This is a genomic window from Mesorhizobium sp. M00.F.Ca.ET.216.01.1.1 (assembly GCF_004010325.2).
Classification (GTDB): Bacteria; Pseudomonadota; Alphaproteobacteria; order Rhizobiales; family Rhizobiaceae; genus Mesorhizobium.
This window is the reverse complement of record NZ_SADR02000003.1, coordinates 191088-214270: the sequence shown is the minus strand read 5'-3', so window position 1 is coordinate 214270 and position 23183 is coordinate 191088. Positions and strand designations below refer to the sequence as shown.

At 63.4% G+C, this 23183-nt stretch carries 22 protein-coding genes, 1 tRNA gene and 1 pseudogene; 15 read left to right on the top strand and 9 right to left on the bottom strand.

Annotated features, from left to right (window positions below):
• The first annotated feature begins 11 nt into the window (after window positions 1-11).
• Complete coding sequence (gene secA / locus EN859_RS06060) at window positions 12-2744, top strand: preprotein translocase subunit SecA (RefSeq protein WP_127852448.1); 2733 nt, start codon at window positions 12-14, stop codon at window positions 2742-2744.
• A 73-nt stretch (window positions 2745-2817) separates the two neighbouring features.
• Here secA and EN859_RS06055 read toward each other — a convergent pair.
• Window positions 2818-3756, bottom strand: a pseudogene (locus EN859_RS06055) (transposase).
• A 395-nt stretch (window positions 3757-4151) separates the two neighbouring features.
• On the opposite strand from EN859_RS06055, the gene EN859_RS06050 reads away from it, so the two are divergent.
• Entirely contained in the window at window positions 4152-5555 is a 1404-nt protein-coding gene (locus EN859_RS06050) for a lipopolysaccharide biosynthesis protein (RefSeq protein WP_127852647.1), read from the top strand.
• Window positions 5555-6835 (top strand): GNAT family N-acetyltransferase, encoded by a 1281-nt coding sequence (locus tag EN859_RS06045; RefSeq protein WP_127852449.1) that lies wholly within the window; start codon window positions 5555-5557, stop codon window positions 6833-6835. Before EN859_RS06050 ends, EN859_RS06045 begins: the two co-directional genes overlap by 1 nt.
• 66 nt (window positions 6836-6901) lie before the next feature.
• Here EN859_RS06045 and EN859_RS06040 read toward each other — a convergent pair.
• Window positions 6902-6986: transfer RNA gene (locus tag EN859_RS06040), tRNA-Leu, on the bottom strand.
• Between the two features lie 189 nt (window positions 6987-7175).
• On the opposite strand from EN859_RS06040, the gene EN859_RS06035 reads away from it, so the two are divergent.
• The gene (locus EN859_RS06035) at window positions 7176-7763 is read left to right on the top strand and encodes a YqaA family protein (protein WP_127852450.1); all 588 of its coding nucleotides are present in this window, start codon (window positions 7176-7178) and stop codon (window positions 7761-7763) included.
• A 51-nt stretch (window positions 7764-7814) separates the two neighbouring features.
• The gene (locus EN859_RS06030) at window positions 7815-8333 is read left to right on the top strand and encodes a disulfide bond formation protein B (RefSeq protein ID WP_127852451.1); all 519 of its coding nucleotides are present in this window, start codon (window positions 7815-7817) and stop codon (window positions 8331-8333) included.
• A 148-nt stretch (window positions 8334-8481) separates the two neighbouring features.
• On the opposite strand, the gene EN859_RS06025 is transcribed toward EN859_RS06030, so the two are convergent.
• The gene (locus tag EN859_RS06025) at window positions 8482-9039 is read right to left on the bottom strand and encodes an HNH endonuclease (protein ID WP_023677956.1); all 558 of its coding nucleotides are present in this window, start codon (window positions 9037-9039) and stop codon (window positions 8482-8484) included.
• A gap of 129 nt (window positions 9040-9168) precedes the next feature.
• Window positions 9169-9810: a DNA-3-methyladenine glycosylase gene (locus tag EN859_RS06020; RefSeq protein ID WP_127852452.1), complete on the bottom strand. Its 642-nt coding sequence runs from the start codon at window positions 9808-9810 to the stop codon at window positions 9169-9171.
• 120 nt (window positions 9811-9930) lie between these two features.
• On the opposite strand from EN859_RS06020, the gene gluQRS reads away from it, so the two are divergent.
• Window positions 9931-10806, top strand: coding sequence for a tRNA glutamyl-Q(34) synthetase GluQRS (gene gluQRS / locus EN859_RS06015; RefSeq protein ID WP_127852453.1), 876 nt, complete (start codon window positions 9931-9933; stop codon window positions 10804-10806).
• Here gluQRS and EN859_RS06010 read toward each other — a convergent pair whose 3' ends face one another.
• On the bottom strand, window positions 10807-11094 hold the full coding sequence (locus tag EN859_RS06010; protein WP_127852454.1) for a hypothetical protein: 288 nt from the start codon (window positions 11092-11094) through the stop codon (window positions 10807-10809).
• A 176-nt stretch (window positions 11095-11270) separates the two neighbouring features.
• Here EN859_RS06010 and EN859_RS06005 point away from each other — a divergent pair, with 176 nt between their 5' ends.
• Window positions 11271-12158 carry a DMT family transporter gene (locus tag EN859_RS06005; RefSeq protein ID WP_127852455.1) on the top strand — a complete coding sequence of 296 codons (888 nt, stop codon included), beginning with the start codon at window positions 11271-11273 and terminating at the stop codon, window positions 12156-12158.
• Here the strand turns inward: EN859_RS06005 and EN859_RS06000 are convergent.
• A complete protein-coding gene (locus tag EN859_RS06000) occupies window positions 12128-12976 on the bottom strand; it encodes a YihY/virulence factor BrkB family protein (protein WP_127852456.1) in 849 nt (282 codons plus the stop codon). The two genes, EN859_RS06005 and EN859_RS06000, sit on opposite strands and share 31 nt — an antisense overlap.
• A 60-nt stretch (window positions 12977-13036) precedes the next feature.
• Here EN859_RS06000 and EN859_RS05995 point away from each other — a divergent pair, with 60 nt between their 5' ends.
• From EN859_RS05995 to EN859_RS05965, 7 genes are all read left to right on the top strand, one after another.
• Window positions 13037-13903 (top strand): SDR family oxidoreductase, encoded by an 867-nt coding sequence (locus EN859_RS05995; protein WP_127852457.1) that lies wholly within the window; start codon window positions 13037-13039, stop codon window positions 13901-13903.
• Between the two features lie 23 nt (window positions 13904-13926).
• Entirely contained in the window at window positions 13927-14121 is a 195-nt protein-coding gene (locus tag EN859_RS05990) for a twin transmembrane helix small protein (protein WP_127852458.1), read from the top strand.
• A 27-nt stretch (window positions 14122-14148) separates the two neighbouring features.
• Window positions 14149-14730, top strand: a complete 582-nt coding sequence (locus EN859_RS05985) for a cob(I)yrinic acid a,c-diamide adenosyltransferase (RefSeq protein ID WP_127852459.1) — start codon at window positions 14149-14151, stop codon at window positions 14728-14730.
• A 39-nt stretch (window positions 14731-14769) separates the two neighbouring features.
• Window positions 14770-15573 (top strand): rhomboid family intramembrane serine protease, encoded by an 804-nt coding sequence (locus tag EN859_RS05980; RefSeq protein ID WP_127852460.1) that lies wholly within the window; start codon window positions 14770-14772, stop codon window positions 15571-15573.
• Window positions 15574-15778: 205 nt separating this feature from the next.
• Complete coding sequence (locus EN859_RS05975; protein WP_127852461.1) at window positions 15779-16528, top strand: electron transfer flavoprotein subunit beta/FixA family protein; 750 nt, start codon at window positions 15779-15781, stop codon at window positions 16526-16528.
• 158 nt (window positions 16529-16686) lie between these two features.
• Window positions 16687-17616 (top strand): electron transfer flavoprotein subunit alpha/FixB family protein, encoded by a 930-nt coding sequence (locus EN859_RS05970; RefSeq protein ID WP_127852462.1) that lies wholly within the window; start codon window positions 16687-16689, stop codon window positions 17614-17616.
• A gap of 120 nt (window positions 17617-17736) precedes the next feature.
• Window positions 17737-18615, top strand: a complete 879-nt coding sequence (locus tag EN859_RS05965; protein ID WP_127852463.1) for a 3-hydroxybutyryl-CoA dehydrogenase — start codon at window positions 17737-17739, stop codon at window positions 18613-18615.
• 32 nt (window positions 18616-18647) lie between these two features.
• Here the strand turns inward: EN859_RS05965 and EN859_RS05960 are convergent, their stop codons facing one another.
• The 3 genes from EN859_RS05960 to EN859_RS05950 all read right to left on the bottom strand — a co-directional run bounded on the left by EN859_RS05960 (window position 18648) and on the right by EN859_RS05950 (window position 21948).
• Complete coding sequence (locus EN859_RS05960; RefSeq protein WP_127852464.1) at window positions 18648-20636, bottom strand: PAS domain S-box protein; 1989 nt, start codon at window positions 20634-20636, stop codon at window positions 18648-18650.
• Window positions 20637-20771: 135 nt separating this feature from the next.
• Complete coding sequence (locus EN859_RS05955; protein WP_127852465.1) at window positions 20772-21410, bottom strand: NrsF family protein; 639 nt, start codon at window positions 21408-21410, stop codon at window positions 20772-20774.
• A 1-nt stretch (window position 21411) separates the two neighbouring features.
• Window positions 21412-21948, bottom strand: coding sequence for a sigma-70 family RNA polymerase sigma factor (locus tag EN859_RS05950; protein WP_127852466.1), 537 nt, complete (start codon window positions 21946-21948; stop codon window positions 21412-21414).
• A 205-nt stretch (window positions 21949-22153) separates the two neighbouring features.
• Here EN859_RS05950 and EN859_RS05945 point away from each other — a divergent pair, with 205 nt between their 5' ends.
• Window positions 22154-23161 carry an iron ABC transporter substrate-binding protein gene (locus EN859_RS05945; RefSeq protein WP_127852467.1) on the top strand — a complete coding sequence of 336 codons (1008 nt, stop codon included), beginning with the start codon at window positions 22154-22156 and terminating at the stop codon, window positions 23159-23161.
• Window positions 23162-23183 lie beyond the last annotated feature (22 nt).

The window sequence follows — 23183 nt, the reverse complement described above, 5'->3', positions numbered from 1 at the left end:
AGGACCATTGGATGGTCAGTCTCGGCGGTCTCGCCCGTAAGGTTTTCGGCTCCTCCAACGATCGCCGCGTCAAGGCAACCCGGCCCCGCGTCGAGGCGATCAACGCCATGGAAAACGAGATGCAGGCGCTCTCCGATGTCGAGCTCAAGGCCCGCACGGACAAATTTCGCCAGGACATCGCCAATGGCGCCACCCTCGATGATCTGCTGGTACCGGCCTTCGCCACCGTGCGCGAGGCTGCGCGCCGTGTGCTCGGCATGCGCCCGTTCGATGTGCAGCTGATCGGCGGCATGGTACTGCACAATGGCGGCATCGCCGAGATGCGCACCGGCGAAGGCAAGACGCTGGTCGCCACGCTGCCTGTCTATCTCAATGCGCTGGCCGGTAACGGCGTCCATGTCGTCACCGTCAACGATTACCTTGCCACCCGCGACTCCGAATGGATGGGCCGCGTCTACAAATTCCTCGGCCTCAACGTCGGCGTCATCGTCCATGGCCTTTCCGACGAGGAGCGCCGCGTCGCCTACGCCGCCGACGTCACCTACGCCACCAACAACGAACTCGGCTTCGACTATCTGCGCGACAACATGAAGTACGAGCGCGCCCAGATGGTGCAGCGAGGTCATAGCTACGCGATCGTCGACGAGGTCGATTCCATCCTGGTCGACGAGGCGCGCACGCCGCTGATCATTTCCGGTCCGCTCGAGGACCGCTCGGAAATGTACAACACCATCGATACTTTTATCATCCAGCTGCAACCTCAGGACTACGAGATCGACGAGAAGCAGAAGACGTCGATCTTCACCGAGGAAGGTACCGAGAAGCTGGAGAACCTGCTGCGCGACGCCGGCCTGCTCAAGGGTGAATCGCTCTACGATGTCGAGAACGTCGCCATTGTCCACCACGTCAACAATGCGCTGAAGGCGCACCGGCTGTTCCAGAAGGACAAGGATTACATCGTTCGCAATGGCGAGATCGTCATCATCGACGAGTTCACCGGCCGTATGATGCCGGGTCGCCGCTATTCGGAAGGCCTGCACCAAGCACTCGAGGCCAAGGAGCATGTGACGATCCAGCCGGAGAACCAGACGCTGGCTTCCGTCACCTTCCAGAACTACTTCCGCCTCTACAAGAAGCTTGCCGGCATGACCGGCACGGCGCTGACCGAAGCCGAGGAATTCGCCAACATCTACAATCTCGATGTCACCGAGGTCCCGACCAATTTGCCGGTCGTCCGCAAGGACGAGGACGACGAGGTCTACCGTACCGTCGAGGAAAAATACAAGGCGATCGTCAAGGAGATCAGGGAAGCCCGCGCCAAGAGCCAGCCGATACTGGTCGGCACCACCTCCATTGAAAAATCCGAGCTGTTGGCCGAGCGCCTGCGCAAGGAAGGTTTCAAGGACTTCGAGGTGCTGAACGCCCGCCACCACGAGCGCGAGGCGGCCATCGTCGCCCAGGCCGGCAAGCCCGGCGCCATCACCATTGCCACCAACATGGCCGGCCGCGGCACCGACATCCAGCTTGGCGGCAACGCCGAGATGCGCATCGCCGAGGAGCTTGGCGACATACCGGCCGGCCCGGAGCGCGAGGCGAAGGAAAAGGAAATCCGCAACGACATCGCCCGCCTGAAGGAAAAGGCGCTCGCCGCCGGCGGCCTTTATGTGCTCGCCACCGAACGCCATGAATCGCGCCGCATCGACAACCAGCTCAGAGGTCGCTCGGGCCGCCAGGGCGATCCGGGCCGCTCGAAGTTCTTCCTGTCGCTGCAGGACGACCTAATGCGCATCTTCGGCTCCGAGCGCATGGACGGCATGCTGCAGAAGCTCGGCCTCAAGGAAGACGAGGCGATCATCCATCCCTGGATCAACAAGGCGCTGGAAAAGGCGCAGAAGAAGGTCGAGGCGCGTAACTTCGACATCCGCAAGAACCTGCTGAAATACGACGACGTCTCGAACGACCAGCGCAAGGTGGTGTTCGAGCAGCGCATCGAACTGATGGACGGCGAAGGACTGTCCGAGACCGTCGCCGAGATGCGCGAGGGCGTCATCGAGGAAATCGTCGCCAAGAACATTCCCGAAAACGCTTATGCCGAGCAGTGGAACGTCGCCGGCCTCAAGGCGGAGGTCGCCGAATTCCTCAACCTCGACCTGCCGGTCGAGGATTGGGTCAAGGAAGAGGGCATTGCCGAGGACGACATCCGCGAGCGCATCGCGGAGGCCGCCGACGCCGCCGCCAAGGACCGCGCCGAGCGCTTCGGCCCCGACGTGATGACCTATGTCGAGCGCTCGGTTGTGCTGCAGACGCTGGACCATCTGTGGCGCGAGCACATCGTCAATCTCGACCATCTGCGTTCCGTCGTCGGCTTCCGCGGCTATGCCCAGCGCGACCCGCTGCAGGAATACAAGAGCGAGGCGTTCGAGCTGTTCCAGGCGATGCTGGGCAATCTGCGCCAGGCCGTGACCGCGCAGCTGATGCGCGTCGAGCTGGTCCGCCAGGCAGCCGAGGCTCCGCCGCCCGAGGCCCCCGACATGTTCGGCAGCCATGTCGACGGCAGCACCGGCGAGGACGACTTCGAAGGCGGCGAGACCGCTGTCTTGGTCCGCCAGGAGACGAACGCCATCGTTGCCCCCGAAAACCGCGACCCGAAGAACCCGGCAACCTGGGGCAAGGTCGGCCGCAACGAGGCCTGCCCATGCGGCTCCGGCAAGAAATACAAGCACTGCCACGGGGCGTTTGCCTAAGGCGCCTCTTCCTTCTCTCAGTTACACGGGAAGAAGGTGGCCCGGAGAGCCGGATGAGCATCTGTGTTTGTTGTCAAGGTGCGATTGGGCTCCAGAAGCGGTCTTGAGTAATGAGCGCATTGGCCATGATGACGAGTTTTCGCATGACGGCGACGAGGACGACCTTTGCGGGCTTGCCTGCGTTGCGCAGCCGTGTGGCGAAGGCAGCAAGAGCCTTGTTGTAGCGACTTGCGGACAGGGCGGCCATGGAGAGGGCGTTCCTGACGCCCTTGCGTCCGCCCCTGATGGCGCGGCGACCCCGGCGCGGGCCACTGTCGTGGGCGACGGGGGCGAGGAGCGTGCCCATCTCGGCGAGGCCGGCCAGCAGCGTGGCGGCTATGGCCGGCCCAAGGCCCGGATCGAAATCAAGATGGCGTGGCAGCGGGCAAGTGCAGGGTCAGCCGAGATCCGGCGAGCGGTCTCGGTTTCGAGACGCACGAGATGGTGCTCGATCGCCCGCAGCCTGCGCTTGAGTTCGGCGCGCAGGAAGGGGCTTTGGAGCCTCGCCAAGCGGTTGATGAGCGGTGCGTTCGGCGCTGGCGGCACTGCGCGCGCCGTCCATTTCCTGCAGCGCTTCCATCGCAAGCGACGCCGGCACCGTCTCGGCCGGATCGAGTACGGTTCCCATCACCGCCAGCTGCCTGGCGTCGATCCTGTCGGTCTTGGCAAGCTGACCGCAGGCTTCGGCGAAGAGCCGGGCGCGCAGCGGGTTGACGACGCCCACGGCCAATCCCGCCTCGTGCAGCGAACGCTGCGCCGCTCGATGGTATTTGGACGTCGCCTCCATGACCACCCGCGTCACCGCAAGCTTGCCGAGCAGGCGCTTCAACCGCCGCAAACCGCCGCCATCATTGGCGACGCGAAAGCTTTGGCCGGCGGGATGGACGGACACATGCAGCCACTCTTTACATACGTCGATGCCGGCATAGACTGGCGGCTTCGCATTCGGTTCGGACAATACCTTGCCTTGCATGCGGGCCTTGCTCCCCATCATCTGTTCAGGACCAATGTGAGAACGAATGGACCTTGCTCATCCGCGGTTCGCACCAAGGGGCGTACGGTCCCATCCGTCCACTACTCGGCGGACGGCCATCCGTCGGGGAGTGCAGCTATCTTGCGCAATAGCCGCAATCCGAACATGCAAGGGGCGGCGCCGGCGTTCGCGACTAGCCAATCTCCCCACCTGAGGGGGAGATGGCCGGCAGGCCAGAGGGGCGCGCTGTCCCGCCGACGTATGGCATGGCGGTGAACACCGCGCTCACACTCCCCGTATTGCGACGGCGCCACCGGCTCGCCACCCAACCGTTTCTTAATGTGTTTTGGATAGACCCGCAGGCAGAAAAGAGGCGGAAACGGAGTGTGATCGGGGTGCGCTTTTCCGCGGCCACGACAGCCGGGCGGTTCTTGCCGCAGCGCTTGGCGCTGCGCATAAGGCCGCTGCTTGGCCGCATCGACGCCGTGCTGTTCACCGCCGACGAGCGCGGCGAAGCCGGCCGAATGTCGCTGATTGCCTTTTCCATCCGCATCATCAGCGCCGTCATCGCCTTCGTCAGCCAGGTGCTGATGGCGCGCTGGATGGGCTCGTTCGAATACGGCATCTTCGTCCTCGTCTGGGTGACGATGGTCATCGTCGGCAACCTTGCCTGCCTCGGTTTCCACACCTCGGTCATCCGCTTCATCCCCGAGTATCGCGAGCGCGGCATGCTGGCGGAATTGCGCGGCATCGTGGTGGCCAGCCGCCTGTTCGTGCTGGTCGCCTCGACGGTGATCGCCGGCATTGGCGCGCTCGGCGTCTGGCTGTGTGCGCCCTGGATCGAAAACTACTATGTCGTGCCCTTCATTCTCGGCGTCATCTGCCTGCCGATGATCGCCATGTCCGACCTGTTGCAAGGGCTTGCGCGCGCCAACTCATGGGCGCTGTTCGCGCTGTCGCCGACGTTTCTGGTACGGCCGATGCTGATCCTGGTATTCATGGCGCTGATGCTTCTGATGGGCTACGCGCCCGACGCCAAGACAGCCATCTTCGCCTCGATCGCCGCCACCTATGCCACCACGCTCGGCCAACTCGTCGGCGTTACCTCGCGCATGGACAGGAGCATACCGGCCGGGCCGATGAGGGTGCATTTCGGGCTGTGGTTCGTGGTGTCGCTGCCGATCTTCCTGGTCGAGAGCTTCTTCTTCCTGCTCACCAATGCCGACGTGCTGATGGTCGGCGCCTATCTCGATCCCGATGACGTCGCCGTCTATTTCGCCACCGTGAAGACGCTGGCGCTGGTGCATTTCGTCTATTTCGCCGTCAAAGCAGGCGTCGCCCAGCGCTACGCGCAGTTCACCCATGGCGAGCCGGAAAAGCTCGCCGCCTTTGCCCGCGAAACCGTGTCGTGGACTTTCTGGCCGTCGCTGCTGATGGCGCTGCTGGTGCTGGCGCTGGGCAAGCCGATGCTGGTGCTGTTCGGCCCCGAATTCACCGCCGGCTATCCACTGCTGTTCCTGCTGGTCTTCGGCGTCGTGGCGCGGGCCGCCGTCGGCCCCTGCGAAAGCCTGCTGACCATGAGCGGCAACCAGAACATCTGCGCTGCCGTCTATGCCATGACGCTGGCCTTCAACATCGGCCTCAACGTGATGCTGATCCCGCTCTTCGGCCTGTGGGGCGCGGCAATCGCCACAAGTCTCGCCATGATCTTCGAGGCCAGCGCACTGTCCTTCACCGTCTGGCGCAAGCTCGGCATCGTCATGGCCATCTTCGTGCCCGCCGCCGGGGGAGACGCCTGATGGCCGCCGTTCCGTTGCTCGAGGAAACCAGCGGCGGCCCGGCCGGCGCCATGGTGTCCGGCCTTGCCGGCCTGGCGCGCGACGCCGATCCCGCCCATATCGAGATCCTGGCCAACAACCGGCCGCAGCGAAAGCTGGCGATCTATCCGGCCTCCGCCGGCTTCGACCTGGTCGAGGAACTGGACTATCTCTGCGCCCGCACCGTCGAACCCAACGTCTTCTTCAACCCGCGCTTCCTGGCCCCCGCCATGCCGAGGCTGGAGGACCGCGAGGTGCGGCTGGCGGTCATTCGCGACGGCGACGAATATCGCAACCGCCTGCGCCTGCTGGTGCCGTTCTCGGTCGAGCGGCCGGTGATACCGCTCGGCGTCCCGGTCATGCGCACATGGTCGAGCCCGTTCGGCCCGATCGGCACGCCGCTGGTCGACCGCGACGATCCGGTCGGCGTCATCGAGGATTTTTTCGCGATGCTGTCGCGGCCGCATCTCAAGCTGCCGAAAGTCTTCGTCCTGCCCGACATCAGGCTTGACGGCCCACTTGCGAGCCTGCTTGCCACGGTCGCCGAGACGCGCGGCCTGACGCTTGTCACCACCGGCAAGGCCGACCGCCCGGTGCTCGAAAGCGAGCTCGACGGCGAAGAGTACTTGAAGGCCTCGCTGCGCTCGCATCATTACCGCGAATTCCGCCGCCTGAAGCGGCGCCTTGCCGACCTCGGCAGGCTGGACCATCTCATGGCGCGCGGACCGGACGAGATCCGCCACGCCATCGAAAGCTTCCTGACGCTGGAGGCCGCCGGCTGGAAGGGACGCGAGCGCACCGCCATGGCGGTCGACCGCTACCGCGCTGCCTTTGCCCGCGAGGCCGTGCACCGGCTGGCCGAGCATGACCTGTGCCGCATCCATTCGCTGACGCTCGACGGCCGCACCATCGCCTGCCTGATCGTCTTCGTCGAGGCCGGCGTCGCCTACACCTGGAAGACGGCCTATGACGAGACGCTCGCCGCCTATTCGCCAGGCACGCTGCTGATGATCGAGGTGACCAGGCAGCATCTCGACGACCCCAACATCATGATGACCGATTCCTGCGCCGTGCCCGACCATCCGGTGATGAGCCGGCTGTGGACGGAGTGCAAGCCGATCGGCACGCTGGTGATCGGGCTGACGCCGGATGCCGACCGCCTTGCCCGCCAGGCGGCGTCGCAGCTTCATCTCTACCGCGAGACCCGCAACATGGCGCGCCTGCTGCGCAACCGGATGCGGAGCCTGCTGGGACGGCGGTAGGGTCGTGATCCCGAACCTCCGGTTCGGAGAAGATCATGGTCAAAACAAAAGACAGATAGCGATGATTGGTGCCCCTAGCCGGGATCGAACCAGCACTCCTTGCGGAACTCGATTTTGAGTCGAGCGCGTCTACCAATTCCGCCATAGGGGCTCAGGCCGGGCGGCCTGGATGGGCGCGGACTATACGGTCAGAGGCCTGTTCGTCAACTGGCCAATTCTCGAGGGATCGCAGCCGCGACCAAACTTCACCTTTCGTTTTCGTGAAGGCGCGGCCATTGTGCGGCGCGGAAAATCTTTCTAGACAAATGCCGCGCCAGGCAGGCGCTTCACAGGAGAGCCGATGCTTCGCGGACTTTACGACTGGACCTTGTCGCTGGCGGCAAGGAAATCCGCCGAATGGTGGCTGGCCTTCATCGCTTTTGTCGAAAGCTCGGTGTTCCTGGTGCCGGCCGACGTGCTCTATCTGCCGATGGCGCTGTCGCGGCCGGATCGCGCCTATCGCTACGCGCTGATTGCCACCGTCGCTTCGGTGCTCGGCGGCATCGCCGGCTGGTTCATCGGCCACTATGCCTATGACGCGGTGGCGGTGCCGATCCTCGAATTCTACGGCAAGTATGACCAGTTCGAGGCGCTGCGCACCTCCTCGGGCGTCGGCTTCATCATCCTGATGCTGGTCACCTCGGGCCTTGCCCATTTGCCGCCGATCAAGGTGGTGACGATCCTGTCCGGCGTTATCGGCGTGCCTCTGCTGCTGTTCGTCTTGCTGGCGATCGTCGCCCGCGGCGCCCGCTTCCTGTTTCTGGCCTGGCTGCTGCGCCGCTATGGCGAACCGATCCGCGAATTCATCGAAAAGCGTCTTGGCCAGATTGCGAGCGCAGCGGCCGCTGCCCTGATTTTGCTCTATATCGTCGTCAAATACGCCATCTGAGCAACGATCCTTTGCCCTGAGCGGGCGTCGAACCACACGGACGAAAGATCGATGACAGCGACCCTGAATGCCGAAGCCGGACGTCAGCGGATGCGGACCGCCTTGTTTCTCGCCGTCGCCATGGCCGCCACCGTCGGCTCGGCGCTGGCTTTCCAGTATCTGGGTGGCTACATTCCCTGCAAGCTCTGCCTCGAGCAACGCACCCCTTACTATGTCGGCGTGCCGCTGATGCTGCTGGCGGCGCTGTCGTCAGCGCTGCGCTTGCCCACCGTGGTGACACGCGGGCTGCTCGCCATCGGCGGCCTGCTGATGGTCTACGGGCTTTATCTCGGCGTCTATCACTCCGGCGTCGAATGGGCGTGGTGGCCGGGGCCGACCGACTGTACGGCGGCTGCCGGACCGGTGGACACGGGCGGCAAGGGCGTGCTCGATGCGCTCGACAAATTCGTCCCGCCATCCTGTGACAAGGCGGCAGTGCGCATCCTTGGCCTGTCGCTGGCCGGCTGGAACGCCATAGCCAGCTTCATCCTGGCAGTCGTCGCATTCCGCGGCGCCTTCGCCCGCGACTGAGCTGACGCGAGATCATTCAAGAGTTCGGCAGGCTGAGTCGTATGAAGTGATTGTCGAGAACCGAAGCGCAGCGGACATTTAGGTTCGTGAACATCGGAAGCGCAGACAATCGCTTCAGACGGCCAGCATCCCGAATTATCGGATGATCTCAAGGTTCCAGTTCGACGTCCCAGTAGAGATAATCCATCCAGCTTTCATGCAGGTGGTTGGGCGGAAACAGGCGACCGTTGTTGTGCAGGTCATGCACCGTCGGCTGATAGGGCTTTTGCAGCGGCCACATTTTCGCATGCGCCGGCATCATGCCGCCCTTCCTGAGATTGCAGGGCGAGCAGGCAGCGACGACATTCTCCCACGTCGTCGCGCCGCCGCGATGGCGCGGGATGACATGATCGAAGGTCAGGTCGTCCGGGGTGCCGCAATACTGGCACTGGAAACGGTCCCGCAAAAAGACGTTGAAGCGGGTGAAGGCCGGATGCCGTGACGGCTTCACATAGGCCTTGAGGCTGACGACGCTCGGCAGCTTCATCGAGAAGGTCGGCGACGACACGGCATGCTCGTATTCGGCGACGATGTTCACCCTCTCAAGGAACACCGCTTTGATGGCATCCTGCCACGACCAGAGCGACAGAGGGTAATAGCTGAGCGGACGATAATCCGCATTCAGCACCAGCGCTGGAAGCCCATCCGGAGATACGGCAACCGTCACGTCGTAGACCTCCTTCGCTCTCGAACCTATCGGCGCGGATACTGTAAGCCCGACATGACAGGGATGTGAAGCGGCTTGTCGATCCAAGGGCGCGCCAAAAACACATGATTTCTATGCTTTTTTGCGGATTCAGGCCGGAGGTATGGCATCCCTGCCTCGGGTTTCTCGATAATATGCCCAGAAAAGTCGCGATGCGACACCCCGCCAGGGACTCCATGATTCGGCAAGCTGGATCAGCGTTTTCTCCGGCGGACGCGGGTCGATGCCAAGCGCGTGACCGACCGCGCTCTGCAGGGCGATGTCCTTTGCCGGGAAGATGTCGGGATGGCCGGCGGCGAACAGAAGATAGACTTCCGCCGTCCACGGACCGATACCTGGCACCGCCGTCATCGCCGTGATTGCGTCGGTGGCGTCGAGCAGGCAGAGGTGATCGAGATCAAGGCCATCGGCCACCGCCTGGGCGACGGCGATCAGGCCGCGCTGCTTCGGCCGCGACAGTCCGGCCTCGCGGAAGACGGCTTCGTCGGCGGCAAGGATTGCCTGCGGCGTCAGCGGATCGAGGAGTTTCGTCAGCCGGCCGAAAATGGCATCGGCGCTGGCGCGCGAGACCTGCTGCGAGACGATGATCGAGGCAAGGCTTCTGAAGCCCGGCTCGGAAAGCCGCAGCGGCACGTCGCCGGCCATGCCGCGCACCCTTTCCAGGCGCGGATCGAGCAGGCAGAGCGCGTCGAGCCCTTGCGCAATGTCGTCGAGACTGGCGATGCGTTGCATGTTTGCTTGTTCCAAAATCAAAGTGTTGCAGGGTCCTTTGCCGGTCCCTCTGGACGCGCGGCATTGCGCGCGCAAAGTAGCAATTGGCGAAAGCGCCGCAACCTGATTACCGCCCGAAGGATGACGCTCCTGACATTCCGCTTCGCGCCAAGCCCGAATGGCGAACTGCATCTCGGCCACGCCTATTCGGCGCTGCTCAATCAAAAATTGGCCAGAGCGACGGGCGGCCGACTGTTGCTGCGCATCGAGGATATCGACACGACGCGCTGCACGCCGGAATTCGAGGCCGGCATCTTTCGCGACCTGAAGTGGCTCGGGCTGGACTGGGAAGAACCGGTGCGCCGTCAGTCCGAGCATTTCGCCGATTACCAGACGGTGCTCGATCAGCTGATCAAGGAAGAGCTCGTCTATCCGGCCTTCATGAGCCGAGGCGAGATACGCGCCTTCATTGCCGACAGCGAAAGGCGCGGCCGCGACTGGCCGCGGGATCCTGACGGCGTGCCGCTCTATCCCGCCGCTGACAAGGTATTGCCGACCAGGGAACGCAAGCGGCGGATCGCCGAGAATGCACCCTTCGCCTGGCGGCTCGACATTGGTGCTGCGGTGGCACGTGCCGGCAAGGATCTGTCATGGACCGAATTCACCGATGAGACGCTTTCGGCGACGCGGCGCATCGAAGCCCGGCCGCAAGACTGGGGCGATGTGATCGTGGCGCGCCGCGATATCCCGACCAGCTATCACCTCGCCGTCGTTGTCGACGATGCGCTGCAGGGCGTCAGCCATGTCGTGCGGGGCCAGGACCTGTTTTCCGCGACCAGCGTACAGCGCCTGCTTCAGCGCCTCCTCGGCCTCGAGCAGCCAGCCTACTTCCACCATCGCCTCGTCCTCGGACCGGACGGACGAAAGCTGTCGAAAAGTTTTAAAGACACTGGTCTTGCCGCTCTCAGGCAGGCAGGCGCATCGCCGGAAGACGCGAGGCGGCTAGCCGGATTCTAATCACCAGCGGGCCAGGCCAGCCTTGAGCAGCGCCAGCAGGCTGATGAATATGAACGCGCCGCCAAGCCCCCAGGCGACCGCCAGCTTGAGGTCCTTCAGGCTGATGCCGTAGGCATTCGCGACCATTACCGCCACGAAGAAGCCGGCCGTGAACAGCAGCGTGTTGCCGGTCGAGCCGAAGCCGTCCTCCTTCATGATGGCGTCGAGCGCCGTGCCGAAGAAGAAGCCGAAGACGAAGACGGTCGCGACCGTCATCAGCAGCCAGCTTGTGTCGAGATGCAACAGCATGCCTGCTCCGCGAGAGCCGAAACGCCATGTCCCGTGACGCCACCCCATTCAATTCGAGTGAGCTTATGGATCAATCGTTTCGTTTTGCTTGCCGGATTGAACGGCATTAGAGCAATCGCCGTAATTGTCTCTTCAGCGAATAAACGCTTCATCGAACACGCGGCAGCTTCCGGAAAATGCACAGCATCAAGCGGCTCATCCCCGCCTCTTTCGTCGTCCTGTGGGCGACCGGCTTCATCGGCGCGCGTTATGCCATGCCATGGGCGGAGCCGTTCACCTTCCTGGCTGCGCGCTTCGTGCTGGCCGCCGTCTTGCTGGCTGCTTTGACGGTCGTGCTTGGCTCCGGCAGAGCCAGCAGAACGGAGGCGCTTCATGCAACCTGTGCCGGCATGCTGATGCATGGCGTCTATCTCGGCGGTGTGTTCTGGGCGATCCACCGCGGCATGCCTGCCGGGCTTTCGGCCCTGATCGTCGGCCTGCAGCCGCTGATCACGGCAGTGCTCGCCGGCAAGTTTCTCAGCGAGGCCATCCTGCCGCGCCATTGGGCCGGTCTCGCGATTGGGCTTGCCGGTGTGGTCGTCGTGCTTTGGCCGAAGCTCGGAGCGCTCGGCGGCGGCGTGACGGCCGAGACGTTGACCGCCTCGCTTGTCTCGGTGCTGGGCATGAGTGCCGGCACCATCTGGCAGAAGCGCTTCGCCTCCACCGGCGATCTCGTGGCGGCGACCATGTGGCAGTATGTCGGCGGCGCATCGCTGATGGCATTGGCCTCGCTCGCCTTCGAGACGCGCACGGCCACCATCAACGGTGAACTGATCTTCGCCATGGCATGGCTGGTGCTGGTGCTGTCGATCGGCGCCATCTTCCTTTTGATGGTGATGATCCGGGATGGCGAGATGTCGAAGGTCGCCTCGCTGTTCTATCTGGTTCCGGCCGTCACCGCGGTCATCGCCTGGGCGCTGTTCGGCGAACAGCTCAACCTTGTGCAGATTGCCGGCATGGCGATCGCGACGCTTGGCGTCGGTCTGGCTACCGCTCAGCCGACGCGGGCACGCGCCTCCAGATAGCGGCTGATCGCAGCGTTGAGCTCGCCGCCGAGGATGAAGATCGCCGAGACGATGTAGAGGAAGACGACTGCGACCATGATCGAGGCAAGACCAGCATAGGTCGTCACATAAGACGAGAAATGGTCCAGATAGGTGGCGAAGATAGTAGAGCCGATGAGCCACGCCGCCAGCGTGAAGACGATGCCGGGCACGATCGAGCCGAAGCTGCGCTTGCCCGCCGGCAGCCAGAAATGCACCGCGAACAGCCCGCCGACGATGACGGCCGAGGCGATAATGTAACGCCATAGCGTGATCGTGCCCATATAGGGCTTTATCCACTCGAAATGGGCCTCGGCCAGCCGCGCCAGCAGCGGGGCGAACACCAGCAGCACGCTGATTGCCAGGAAGCCTGCAGTGGCGATCAGCACGAATATGATGCTCTGCACCCGGCGGTAGATGATGCCGCGCGTTTCGGTGACGCGGTAGGCGCGGTTGAGCGAGATGCGCAGCGCCTCGATGCCATTCGAGGCGAAGAAAGCGGCAAGCACGACGCCATAGGTCAGTAGGTCGGTGCGCCGGACGGTAAGCACGTTGAGCACTTCGCGCGCGATCGGCTTGGCGATCTGCTCCGGCCAGGTGTCGAAGACGAGGTGCACGGCCGTGTCGGCGAAAGCCTGCGCGCCGAAAAAGCTGGCCAGCGTCGTAGCAAAGATCAGAAACGGGAAAATCGCCATCAGCGAGGTGATCGCCAGATGACTGGCCATCGCCCAGCCGTCGTCCGTATTGAAATGGCCAAGCGCGTCATAAAGCACGCGGCGCACGGCGACGATCTTGCGCATTGAGAACCGCGTTTCCTTCGATTGTCTCGACGCCACGAATATGGGAAGGGATTGCGGCAAATGGCAACCCTAGGTCAACCAACGATCCCGCCCGCGAAAGCGTTGCGCACCATCATCGTTACCGGCGCCTCTTCCGGCATAGGCGCCTATTGCGCCCGGGCGCTGAAGATGGAAGGCTGGCGCGTGTTCGCGACGGCGCGCAAGCCGGCCGACATCGCCGCGCTCGAGGCCGACGGCATCGAGACTTTCTATCTCGACTACCGCGAGCCCCAATCGATCGAGGCGCTGGTGACCTCGGTGCTGGAGCGGACCGGCGGGCGGCTCGACGCGTTGTTCAACAACGGCGCCTACGCTCAAGCTGGCGCGGTGGAAGACCTCCCGGTGGCGGCACTCAGGGAGCAATTCGAGGCAAATGTCTTCGGCTGGCATGATCTCACCCGCCGCATCGTGCCGGTAATGCGTCGCCAGGGTCATGGCCGCCTCGTCCATTGCTCCTCGATCCTCGGACTGACACCGGTTCGCTTTCGCGGCGCCTATTCGGCATCCAAGCACGCGATCGAAGGCCTGATGCTGTGCATGCAGCAGGAACTACAGGGCAGCGGTATCCATGTTTCCCTGATCGAGCCGGGGCCGGTAAGGTCGAAGATCGCCAGCAATGGGCTGTTCTGGTTCTTGAAAAACATCGACCATGAGAATTCCGTCCACCGCCTCGACTACGAGGCGCAACTGGAACGGCTGCAGGCCGGCGGCAGCAAGTCACGGCTGAAGTCCGGGCCGGAGGTGGTTCACGCCGCCTTGCGCCATGCGCTTCTGTCGCGGCGCCCGCGCCCGCACTATGTGGTAACGGTGCCGGCAAGGATCGGCGTCATCCTCAAACGCATTCTGCCGGCATCGGTGCTCTACCGCCTGCTCGCCAGAAGCGCCTGAACGCAACCGAACTGGAACACATCATGGCAACAACCGCCTTCAAAGTCCTCACCGTCCTCGTCATGTTTGCCGTGGTGGTCGTGCTGGTCCGCGGCCTCATCAACATGATGCGCGGCGGCTCCGCCATGACATCGAACAAATTGATGCAGACGCGCGTGCTGCTGCAGTTCGTGGCGTTGGTGCTGATCATGCTGGTGGTGTATTTGACTCGCAAGTGACTGATCGGCGATTTCGGGAGGCTGAGCATGGTCAAGCTCAACAAGATCTACACCCGCACCGGCGATGACGGCACCACCGGGCTCGGCACCGGCGAACGCCGCCTGAAATCCGATTTGCGCGTCGAAGCCTATGGCACGGTCGACGAAGCCAACGCCTGCATCGGCATGGCTCGCATCCACACCGCGACAACCCATCCGCCGATCGACGCAATGCTCGGCCGCATCCAGAACGATCTTTTCGACCTCGGCGCCGATCTGGCCGTGCCCGACGACGGCAAGCCACTCGGCTACGAGCCGCTGCGCATCGTCGCCTCGCAGACCGACCGCATCGAAAAGGATATCGACCTCCTCAACAAGGACCTGCAGCCGCTGAAATCCTTCGTGCTGAACGGTGGCACGCCGGCAGCCGCCGCCCTTCACCTCGCCCGCACGGTGGCGCGGCGGGCCGAGCGCATCATGGTGGCGCTGGCACAAGACCCGCGCGAGCATGTCAACCGCGAGGCGATAAAGTACATCAACCGCGTATCGGACTTTCTGTTCGTCGCCGCCCGCGCGGTCAATGACAATGGAAACGCCGACGTGTTATGGATTCCCGGCAAGAACCGCTGAATTCTTTGCCAGGGGCGGGAGAGGCCAGGTCAGGACCTAATGTTCATCCCGCTATACGACACCAACAGGCTGCGCCACATCAGGCTGCAATATGTGACAATCGGCCTGATCGCGCTGAACACGCTCATCTACTTCGCCACCGCGCTCGGCGGCGAGCAGTTCTCCAACGCCGCGGTGCTCGGCCTCGGCTTCATCCCGTCCGTCGTCCACGACACCGTGGAACTGGCACCCGAGTTTGTCGTCATCCCGGAAAGCCTGAGCTACCTGACCTATTCCTTCCTGCATGCCGATATTTTCCACCTTGGCGGCAACATGCTGTTCCTGTGGGTGTTCGGCGACAATGTCGAGGACGCGCTCGGCCATGTCCGCTATCTCGTCTTCTACCTGCTTTGCGCCGTCGGCGGCGCCTTCTTCCAGGGCTTGGTCGCGTGGGATTCGCAGGTACCGCTGATTGGCGCCTCAGGCGCCATTGCCGGCGTGGTCGCCGCCTATCTGATCCTTTATCCGCGGGTGAAGGTTTGGGTGCTCGCCTTTGTCCGCATTCCGCTGCGCATCCCGGCCTTCATCCCGCTCATTCTGTGGATCTTATTCCAGGTCGTGATGTTCGCAGCCGGCGGCGAGGATCAGGTTTCCTGGGCCTGCCATATCGGCGGCATCATCACCGGGGCCGTGCTGGTGCTTGTCCTGCGCAGCCGTGGCGTGCCGCTGCTTGCCGGCGCAGACGGAGAGCCGGAGGTGGCAGCCGATCAGACACCTGTCCCGGCAGAACCGGTCGCAAGCGACCTGCCGCCTGCCCAGCCGGCGCCGCGCTGGGGCCGGGGAACAGCTTCGGGTCCGGACTGAACCGATTTGAGTCTGTCACGGATATTGACGCGCAGGGTTGCCGCAACTACGGAAGCGCCACCACCAGACGGTTGGAGACCAGAATTCCGTCCGGCCAGAATTCCGTCTGGAATGTCGGCTTTCGACAACTCTGCAGAGGCGCGCGCTGCTATAGCGCGCCCGATTATCTTGAAAGTGGCGGCTATCTTGAAGAGGTGACAGGCAAATGAAAATCCTTGTGCCCGTGAAGCGGGTTGTGGATGCGAACGTCAAGGTTCGGGTGAAGGCTGACGGTTCGGCGGTTGAACTCGCCAACGTCAAGATGGCGATGAACCCATTCGACGAGATCGCGGTGGAAGAGGCGATCCGGCTGAAGGAGGCCGGCAAGGCGGAAGAGATCATCGTTGTCTCGATCGGCCCGCAACAGGCGCAGGAGACGCTGCGCACCGCACTCGCCATGGGCGCCGACCGCGCCATCCTGGTCAAGACCGACGAGCAGACCGAGCCGCTGGGCGTCGCCAAGGTGCTGAAGGGCGTGGTCGAGGCCGAGAAGCCCGGCCTCGTCATCCTCGGCAAGCAGGCGATCGATGATGATTCGAACCAGACCGGCCAGATGCTGGCCGCACTGCTCGGCTGGGCACAGGGCACCTTCGCCTCCAAGATCGTGCTCGATGGTGACAAGGCCACGGTGACGCGCGAGGTCGATGGCGGCCTGCAGACGGTGGAACTGAAGATGCCGGCGATCGTGACGGCCGACCTTCGCCTCAACCAGCCGCGCTACGCCTCGCTGCCCAACATCATGAAGGCCAAGAAGAAGCCGCTCGACGAGAAATCGCCTGCCGACTATGGCGCCGACGTCAAGCCGCGGCTGAAGGTGATCAAGACCGAGGAGCCCAGCGGCCGCAAGGCCGGCGTCAAGGTCAAGAGCGTCGCCGAACTGATCGACAAGCTGAAGAACGAAGCCGGCGTGCTCTAAGGAAATCCGATGAGGCCGGCCTGCAAACGGCCGGTTTCTCCGCTCGCCGAGGCGACGTACTGAAGTACGCTCCGCTCCGGTTCTCGAAACCAACCGTTTTCGACTCGGTCTGACCGGATTTCAGGGAGCCTCGAAAACGAAAGTCAGGAATATCATCAATGGCTATTCTTCTGATTGCCGAACACGACAACGCAACCCTTTCCGACCAGACCGCCAAGGCGCTGTCGGCGGCGCTGCAGATCGGCTCGGACGTGCATGTGCTGGTTGCCGGCAAGGGCGCCAAGGGCGCTGCCGATGCCGCCGCCAAGCTCAAGGGTGTCAGCAAGGTGCTGCTCGCCGAAGCCGACGAACTCGCCGAACGCCTCGCCGAACCGCTGGCCGCGCTCGTCATCTCTCTGGCCGGCGCCTATGACACGATCATCGCGCCGGCGACCTCGTCGGGCAAAAACGTCGCGCCCCGCGTGGCCGCCCTGCTCGATGTCGCGCAGGTGTCGGAAATCATCGAAGTCATCTCGCCTGATACCTTCAAGCGGCCGATCTATGCCGGCAACGCCATCCAGACGGTGCAGTCGAGCGACGCCAAGAAGGTGGTCACGGTGCGCACCGCTTCCTTTCAGGCGGCACCCGAAGGCGGTTCGGCACCTGTCGAGACGGTTCAGGCTGCGGCCAATCCCGGCCTGTCGAGCTTCATCGAGAACAAGCTGTCCGAGACCGATCGTCCGGAGCTGACCTCGGCCAAGATCATCATCTCGGGCGGCCGCGCGCTGGGTTCCTCGGAGAAGTTCCAGGAGGTCATCCTGCCGGTCGCCGACAAGCTCGGTGCTGCGGTCGGCGCTTCCCGCGCCGCCGTTGATGCCGGCTATGCGCCGAACGACTGGCAGGTCGGCCAGACCGGCAAGGTCGTCGCCCCCGATCTCTACATCGCCGTCGGCATTTCCGGCGCCATCCAGCACCTTGCCGGCATGAAGGATTCGAAGGTCATCGTCGCCATCAACAAGGACGAGGAGGCGCCGATCTTCCAGGTCGCCGACTACGGCCTCGTCGGCGACCTCTTCGTCATCCTGCCGGAACTGCAAAACGCGCTTTGACGCTATCCGCCGAAGCGTATTAAATTGTGAAGGGTGGGGTAGACGAAGCTGCCCCACCCTTTTAGTTTGCACCGCACAAAAAGCAGGCCGCAAAAGGGCCTTTTCGACGGGATCGGTGTAATGAGCAAGATCGAGACGATCGGCATCATCGGCGCGGGCCAGATGGGCGGTGGCATCGCCCACGTCTCCGCGCTTTCAGGATACAAGGTCCTGATCTACGATATCTCGGCCGAGCGCATCGAGAAGGGCATCGCCACCATCAGCGGCAACATGGCCCGGCAAGTCGGATCCGGCAAGCTCGAGGAGAAGGTCCGCAACGACGCGATGGCGCGCATTTCGGCCGCTCCCGCCATGGCCGACCTTGCCGGTGCCGATCTGGTGGTCGAAGCGGCGACCGAGGACGAGACGGTCAAGCGCAAGATCTACGCGCAGCTTTGCCCGCTGCTCAACCCCGAAGCGATCCTGGCAACCAACACGTCGTCGATCTCGATCACCCGCCTGGCCTCGCAGACCGACAGGCCGGAACGTTTCATCGGCATCCATTTCATGAATCCGGTTCCGGTGATGAAGCTGGTCGAACTGGTGCGCGGCATCGCCACCGAGGACCGGACCTTCGAGACGGCAAAGGCCTATGTGAATCGTCTCGACAAGACGATCACCGTCTCGGAGGATTTTCCGGCCTTCATCGTCAATCGCATCCTTTTGCCGATGATCAACGAGGCGATCTATACGCTCTACGAGGGCGTCGGCACGGTCGATGCGATCGACACCGCCATGAAGCTCGGTGCCAACCACCCGATGGGACCGCTGCAGCTTGCCGATTTCATCGGGCTGGATACCTGCCTGTCGATCATGCAGGTGCTGCATGACGGCCTGTCGGATTCGAAATACCGGCCCTGCCCGCTGCTGGTGAAATATGTCGAGGCCGGCTGGCTCGGCCGCAAGACCGGGCGCGGCTTCTACGATTATCGCGGCGAGCATCCCGTTCCGACACGTTAACGCATGATCAAACAGGAGCGGGCGGCGCTTCCTTACGATGCCGCGGCAAGCGGCTTGGCGCTGCTGCCGTTTTTCTCCGGCGCGACCGAAACGCATCCACGGCCGGCAGCCTTGGCTGCATAGCAGGCGGCGTCGGCCCGCGCGATGATCTCGTCGGCTTCGCCGCAGCCGGCATGGATCGGCGTCAGCCCGATGCTGGCGCCGACCGAATGCGGCCGGCCATCCCAACTGAAATCGAGGCCGCGGATCGCATTGATGATGGATTGCGCGGCACGGTTGGCGCTGGCGGTCGAACCTGACCTCATGATGATGGCGAATTCGTCGCCTCCAAGCCGGGCGACGATGTCCTCCGGACCAAGGACACCACGAATCGCGTCGGCGACCCGCTTGAGCAGGGCATCGCCGGCAGCGTGGCCGCCGGTATCGTTGACCAGCTTGAAGTGGTCGAGGTCGACGAACATGAACTGGTGCTCGGCGGCCCCGGCCGAGCTTGCCGTGCCGGCCTTGCGACTCTGATCGACCAGTTCCTCCATGGTGCGGATGAAGCTCGATCGATTGGCAAGGCCAGTGAGCACATCATGGGCGGCTGCGTAGGCGAGTTGGCGTTGCAGGGCGCGCGCATCGGTAAAGTCCTGGAAGACGATGACCAGTCCGCCGAATTCATTGCGCTCGTTGATGATCGGCGACACCACCTGGCGGATACTGCATCGCGTCTCATCACGCCGGATGAGAACGGCGCGGCTGTTCTGGTCGGCAGGACCAGGGCCTACGATCGAAGGCCGCGCCATGCCGATCCGTTGCCCCGTTTCCTCGTCGACCGCCCAGTAGACATGGCCAAGCGTCTTGCCCAGCGCCTCGTTGCCCGCGACGCCGGTCAGCTTTTCAGCGACCGGATTCATGAAGGTGATGCGGTTTGCGGCATCCGTGCAGATGACGGCGTCGCCGATCGATTGCAGCGTAACCCGAAGTCGCTCCTTTTCATCGGCCAGCATCGCCGCGGATACGATGAGGCGTTCCTCGGCCTGCTTGCGCTGGGTGATGTCGGTCAGGCTGCCGATGGCCCTGATCAGGCGCCCTTCGCTGTCGTGCTCGATGGCCTTGCCGCGGTCGAGGATCCAGATCCAGCGGCCATCCTTGTGGCGCATCCTGAATTCAGCCTCGAAAAACGGCGTCTTGCCGTCCAGATGGGCGCGATCGGCCTCGGCGACGACCTTGCGATCGTCCGGATGGATCAATGTCAGCCAGCGATCTGGGTCGCCATCCAGTTCGCCATCCGCATAACCCAGCATCTGCACCCAGGTGGCGGAATAGGTCGTGCCGCCCTTGCGCATATCGAAGTCCCAGACGCCCTGACCGGCGCTGGCCAGCGCGAAATTCCAGCGGGTTTCGGCTTCGGTTATGCGCGCCTCAGATTGCTTGCGCGCGTCGATATCCTCGATCTGGGAGACGAGGTAAAGCGGACGGGCGCTGTCTTCGTCACGGATGACGGAGCCGGCAAGCTGGGCCCAGACAGCGGTCCCGTCTTTCCTGAGATAACGCTTTTCGAAGCGGAAAGAGCTGATCTTGCCTTCCTTCAGGCTCGCCATCGTGTCCCTGCCGATCTGCAGGTCGTCGGGATGCGTGATCTGATAGAAGGTCAGCGCCTCGATCTCCTCGCGCGTATAGCCGAGCATGGCGGCGAAGGCGGAATTGGTCTGCAGGATGCGCCCGTCAAGGCCGACGATGGCGACACCGATCGCCGAATCCTCCATGGCGCGGCGAAAGCGCTGCTCGCTCTCGGCGATCTGGCGGCGATCGTCCATGATCCGGCGAACGAACAGGGCAGCCAGGAAAAACGCGCCCGCAACCATGGCGACCGATACCTGAAGGCAAAGTTTCAGGGCTTCGGTGCTGATATCAAGCCGCGACAACAGGAACGACGACGCAGCCGCGACAAGGCTAACCACCAGCAATGCCAGCGCCGTGTGTCTATCGGCCCCCAGGCCTCTCAATTTCCACCACGTCACAATGCGTAACCCCATGCGCAATTGCACGTCCCGGCAAAAACCCTGAGGGATCGATTTTAAGAAAACATTGCACCGGGACGCCGGCGACACCGCTAACCGGCAAACAATTGCCGGCATGATTAAGGATCGGTATCTATTGTCGGCCGCCGGCTACCAGCGCACGAAAAGCCGCCCGCCGAGCGCGCCGAGCGCGGCAAGGATAACGATGGCGATCGTGTACCAGGTGGCGACGAAAAGCGGCGAATCGTCGAAGCAGTGCGCGGCATAGAAGGTCGCCGACAGCCCGCCGGCGAGCAGGCCCGCGACCGCGCCGGCGAGCACCGGCCGCGTCGGCGCGCCATAGCGCAATACCGCGAGAAAGACCGCCAGCGGACCGATGCCGATCAGCGGGATGAACGTCAGGCAGATGACCATGTTGGTGCCGACCAGACGCCTGCCCCAGTCGGTCGACGGCACGGCGAAAAGTTCCAGAACCACCGCCACGGCCACCAGCAATGGCGCGGCGATCATCCAGGTCGCCGCCCTGCCGGTCGATGCGCCGGGTGTCGAAAGCGATCGGATCAAGGCGAAGGCGCTTGCCGCAAGCACGATCGTGAAGACGAATTTGGACAGGAAGCGCACCGTGTGCATGGCAGCCGCTATATCGGGACGCGGGCCGATCGTCAGCAGGAAGACCACGGCCGCGATCACCGCCGCCGCGCCGGCAGCCATCCGCCAGGCGGAGCGCAACGGCATCGCCTTGCTGCGGGCATCGGCGTCGAGCGCCTTGATGAGATCGTCGGTCCTCATGTCATTCCCGCCCAAATCGTCTGGCAATGGCGGCAAGCCCGCGATGCAGCGACACCCGCACCGCCGTCTCGCTGATGCCGAACCTCGTCGCCGTCTCGCCGATGGAGCGACCTTCGACCGACACTGCCGAGACCACGGAACGTTGCGCCGGCGGCAGGCTATCCAGCACCCGGCTGATGTCGCGGTCGCTGACGGTTTCGGCTTCAGGCTCGGCGAAGGTTTCAGCGATCTCGTCGATCTCGATCTCGACGCGCCGCCCGCGCCGCCGGAAGGCATCGATCAGCTTGAAGCGTGCTATGGCATAGATCCACGGCAGCACCGGCGCCTCGTCGCGCCAAGTATGCCGCTTCACATGAATGGCCAGCAAGGTTTCCTGCACGACATCCTCGGGGTCGATCCCGCCCTGCACGATCTTGCGCCGGGCAAGGCCGCGAACGAGAGCGGCCGTCCGGTGCAGAAAGTCTGCGTAAGCCCTTTCGTCTCCCGCAATTGCGGCCCTGAGCAGCCGGGAGAGTTCGGCCTCGTTCTTGCCGGTCACAAGAGTTCACTCCCCCGATGTTCGCGCCTCGGCGATGGTTTGTTACGTGGCCGGCGAAATAATGTCCAAGCCAAAGTACCGGTAAATCACGAAAGTTTGCACCCGGCGACCGATTGAAGCAGGCCACGAATGTTGACTATCAGTGTCATGTATTGGTAGTTGCAGCCGTGCCAAAACCAGACCGCCAAGATCGAGGACGACGCCCATGAAATATGCTCTTTCCACCATTGCCGGCGCCACTGCGCTGGCGATCAGCCTGCTCGCCGGCCCGGCGACAGCCGAGGACGCCGACATCGTCGTCTACAACGCCCAGCACGAGAACCTAACCAAGGAATGGGCTGAAGGCTTCACCAAGGAAACGGGCATCAAGGTCACCCTGCGCAACGGCGGCGACAGCGATTTCTCGAATGAGATAGTCGCCGAAGGCGCTGCCTCGCCGGCTGACGTGTTCCTGACAGAAAATTCGCCGGCCATGGCTCTGGTCGAGGCGGCGGGCCTGTTTGCACCGGTCGACACCGACACACTGGCGCAGGTGCCGCAGGATTTCCAGCCGGCCAGCGGCAAATGGGTCGGCGTCGCCGCGCGCAGCACCGTCTTTGCCTACAACAAGACCAAGCTTAGCGCCGACCAGTTGCCCAAGTCGCTGCTTGATCTGGCCGATCCGAGCTGGAAGGGCCGCTGGGCCGCCTCGCCCTCCGGCGCCGACTTCCAGGCGATCGTCAGCGCGCTTTTGCAGCTCAAGGGCGAGGCTGCCACGGCGGACTGGCTGAAGGCGATGAAGCAGAACTTCACCGCTTACAAGGGCAACAGCACGGTGATGAAGGCGGTCAATGCCGGCGAGATCGAAGGCGGCGTGATCTATCACTATTATTATTTCGGTGATCAGGCCAAGACCGGCGAGAACAGCAAGAACGTCGGACTGCATTATTTCAAGAACCAGGATCCGGGTGCCTTCGTCTCGATCTCCGGTGGCGGCGTGCTGGCTTCGAGCAAGCACCCGAAGGAGGCCCAAGCCTTCCTGAAATGGGTGACCGGCAAGGGCGGCCAGGATGTGCTGAAGAACGGCACCTCCTTTGAATATGCGGTCGGCAAGGGTGCCGAATCCAACCCGAAGCTGGTGCCGCTGGCCGACCTGCAGGCGCCCAAGGTCGACCCGACGGCGCTGAACTCGAAGAAAGTGACCGACCTGATGACCGCAGCCGGCTTGCTTTAACCGGCATTCGTCCTAAAAGGGC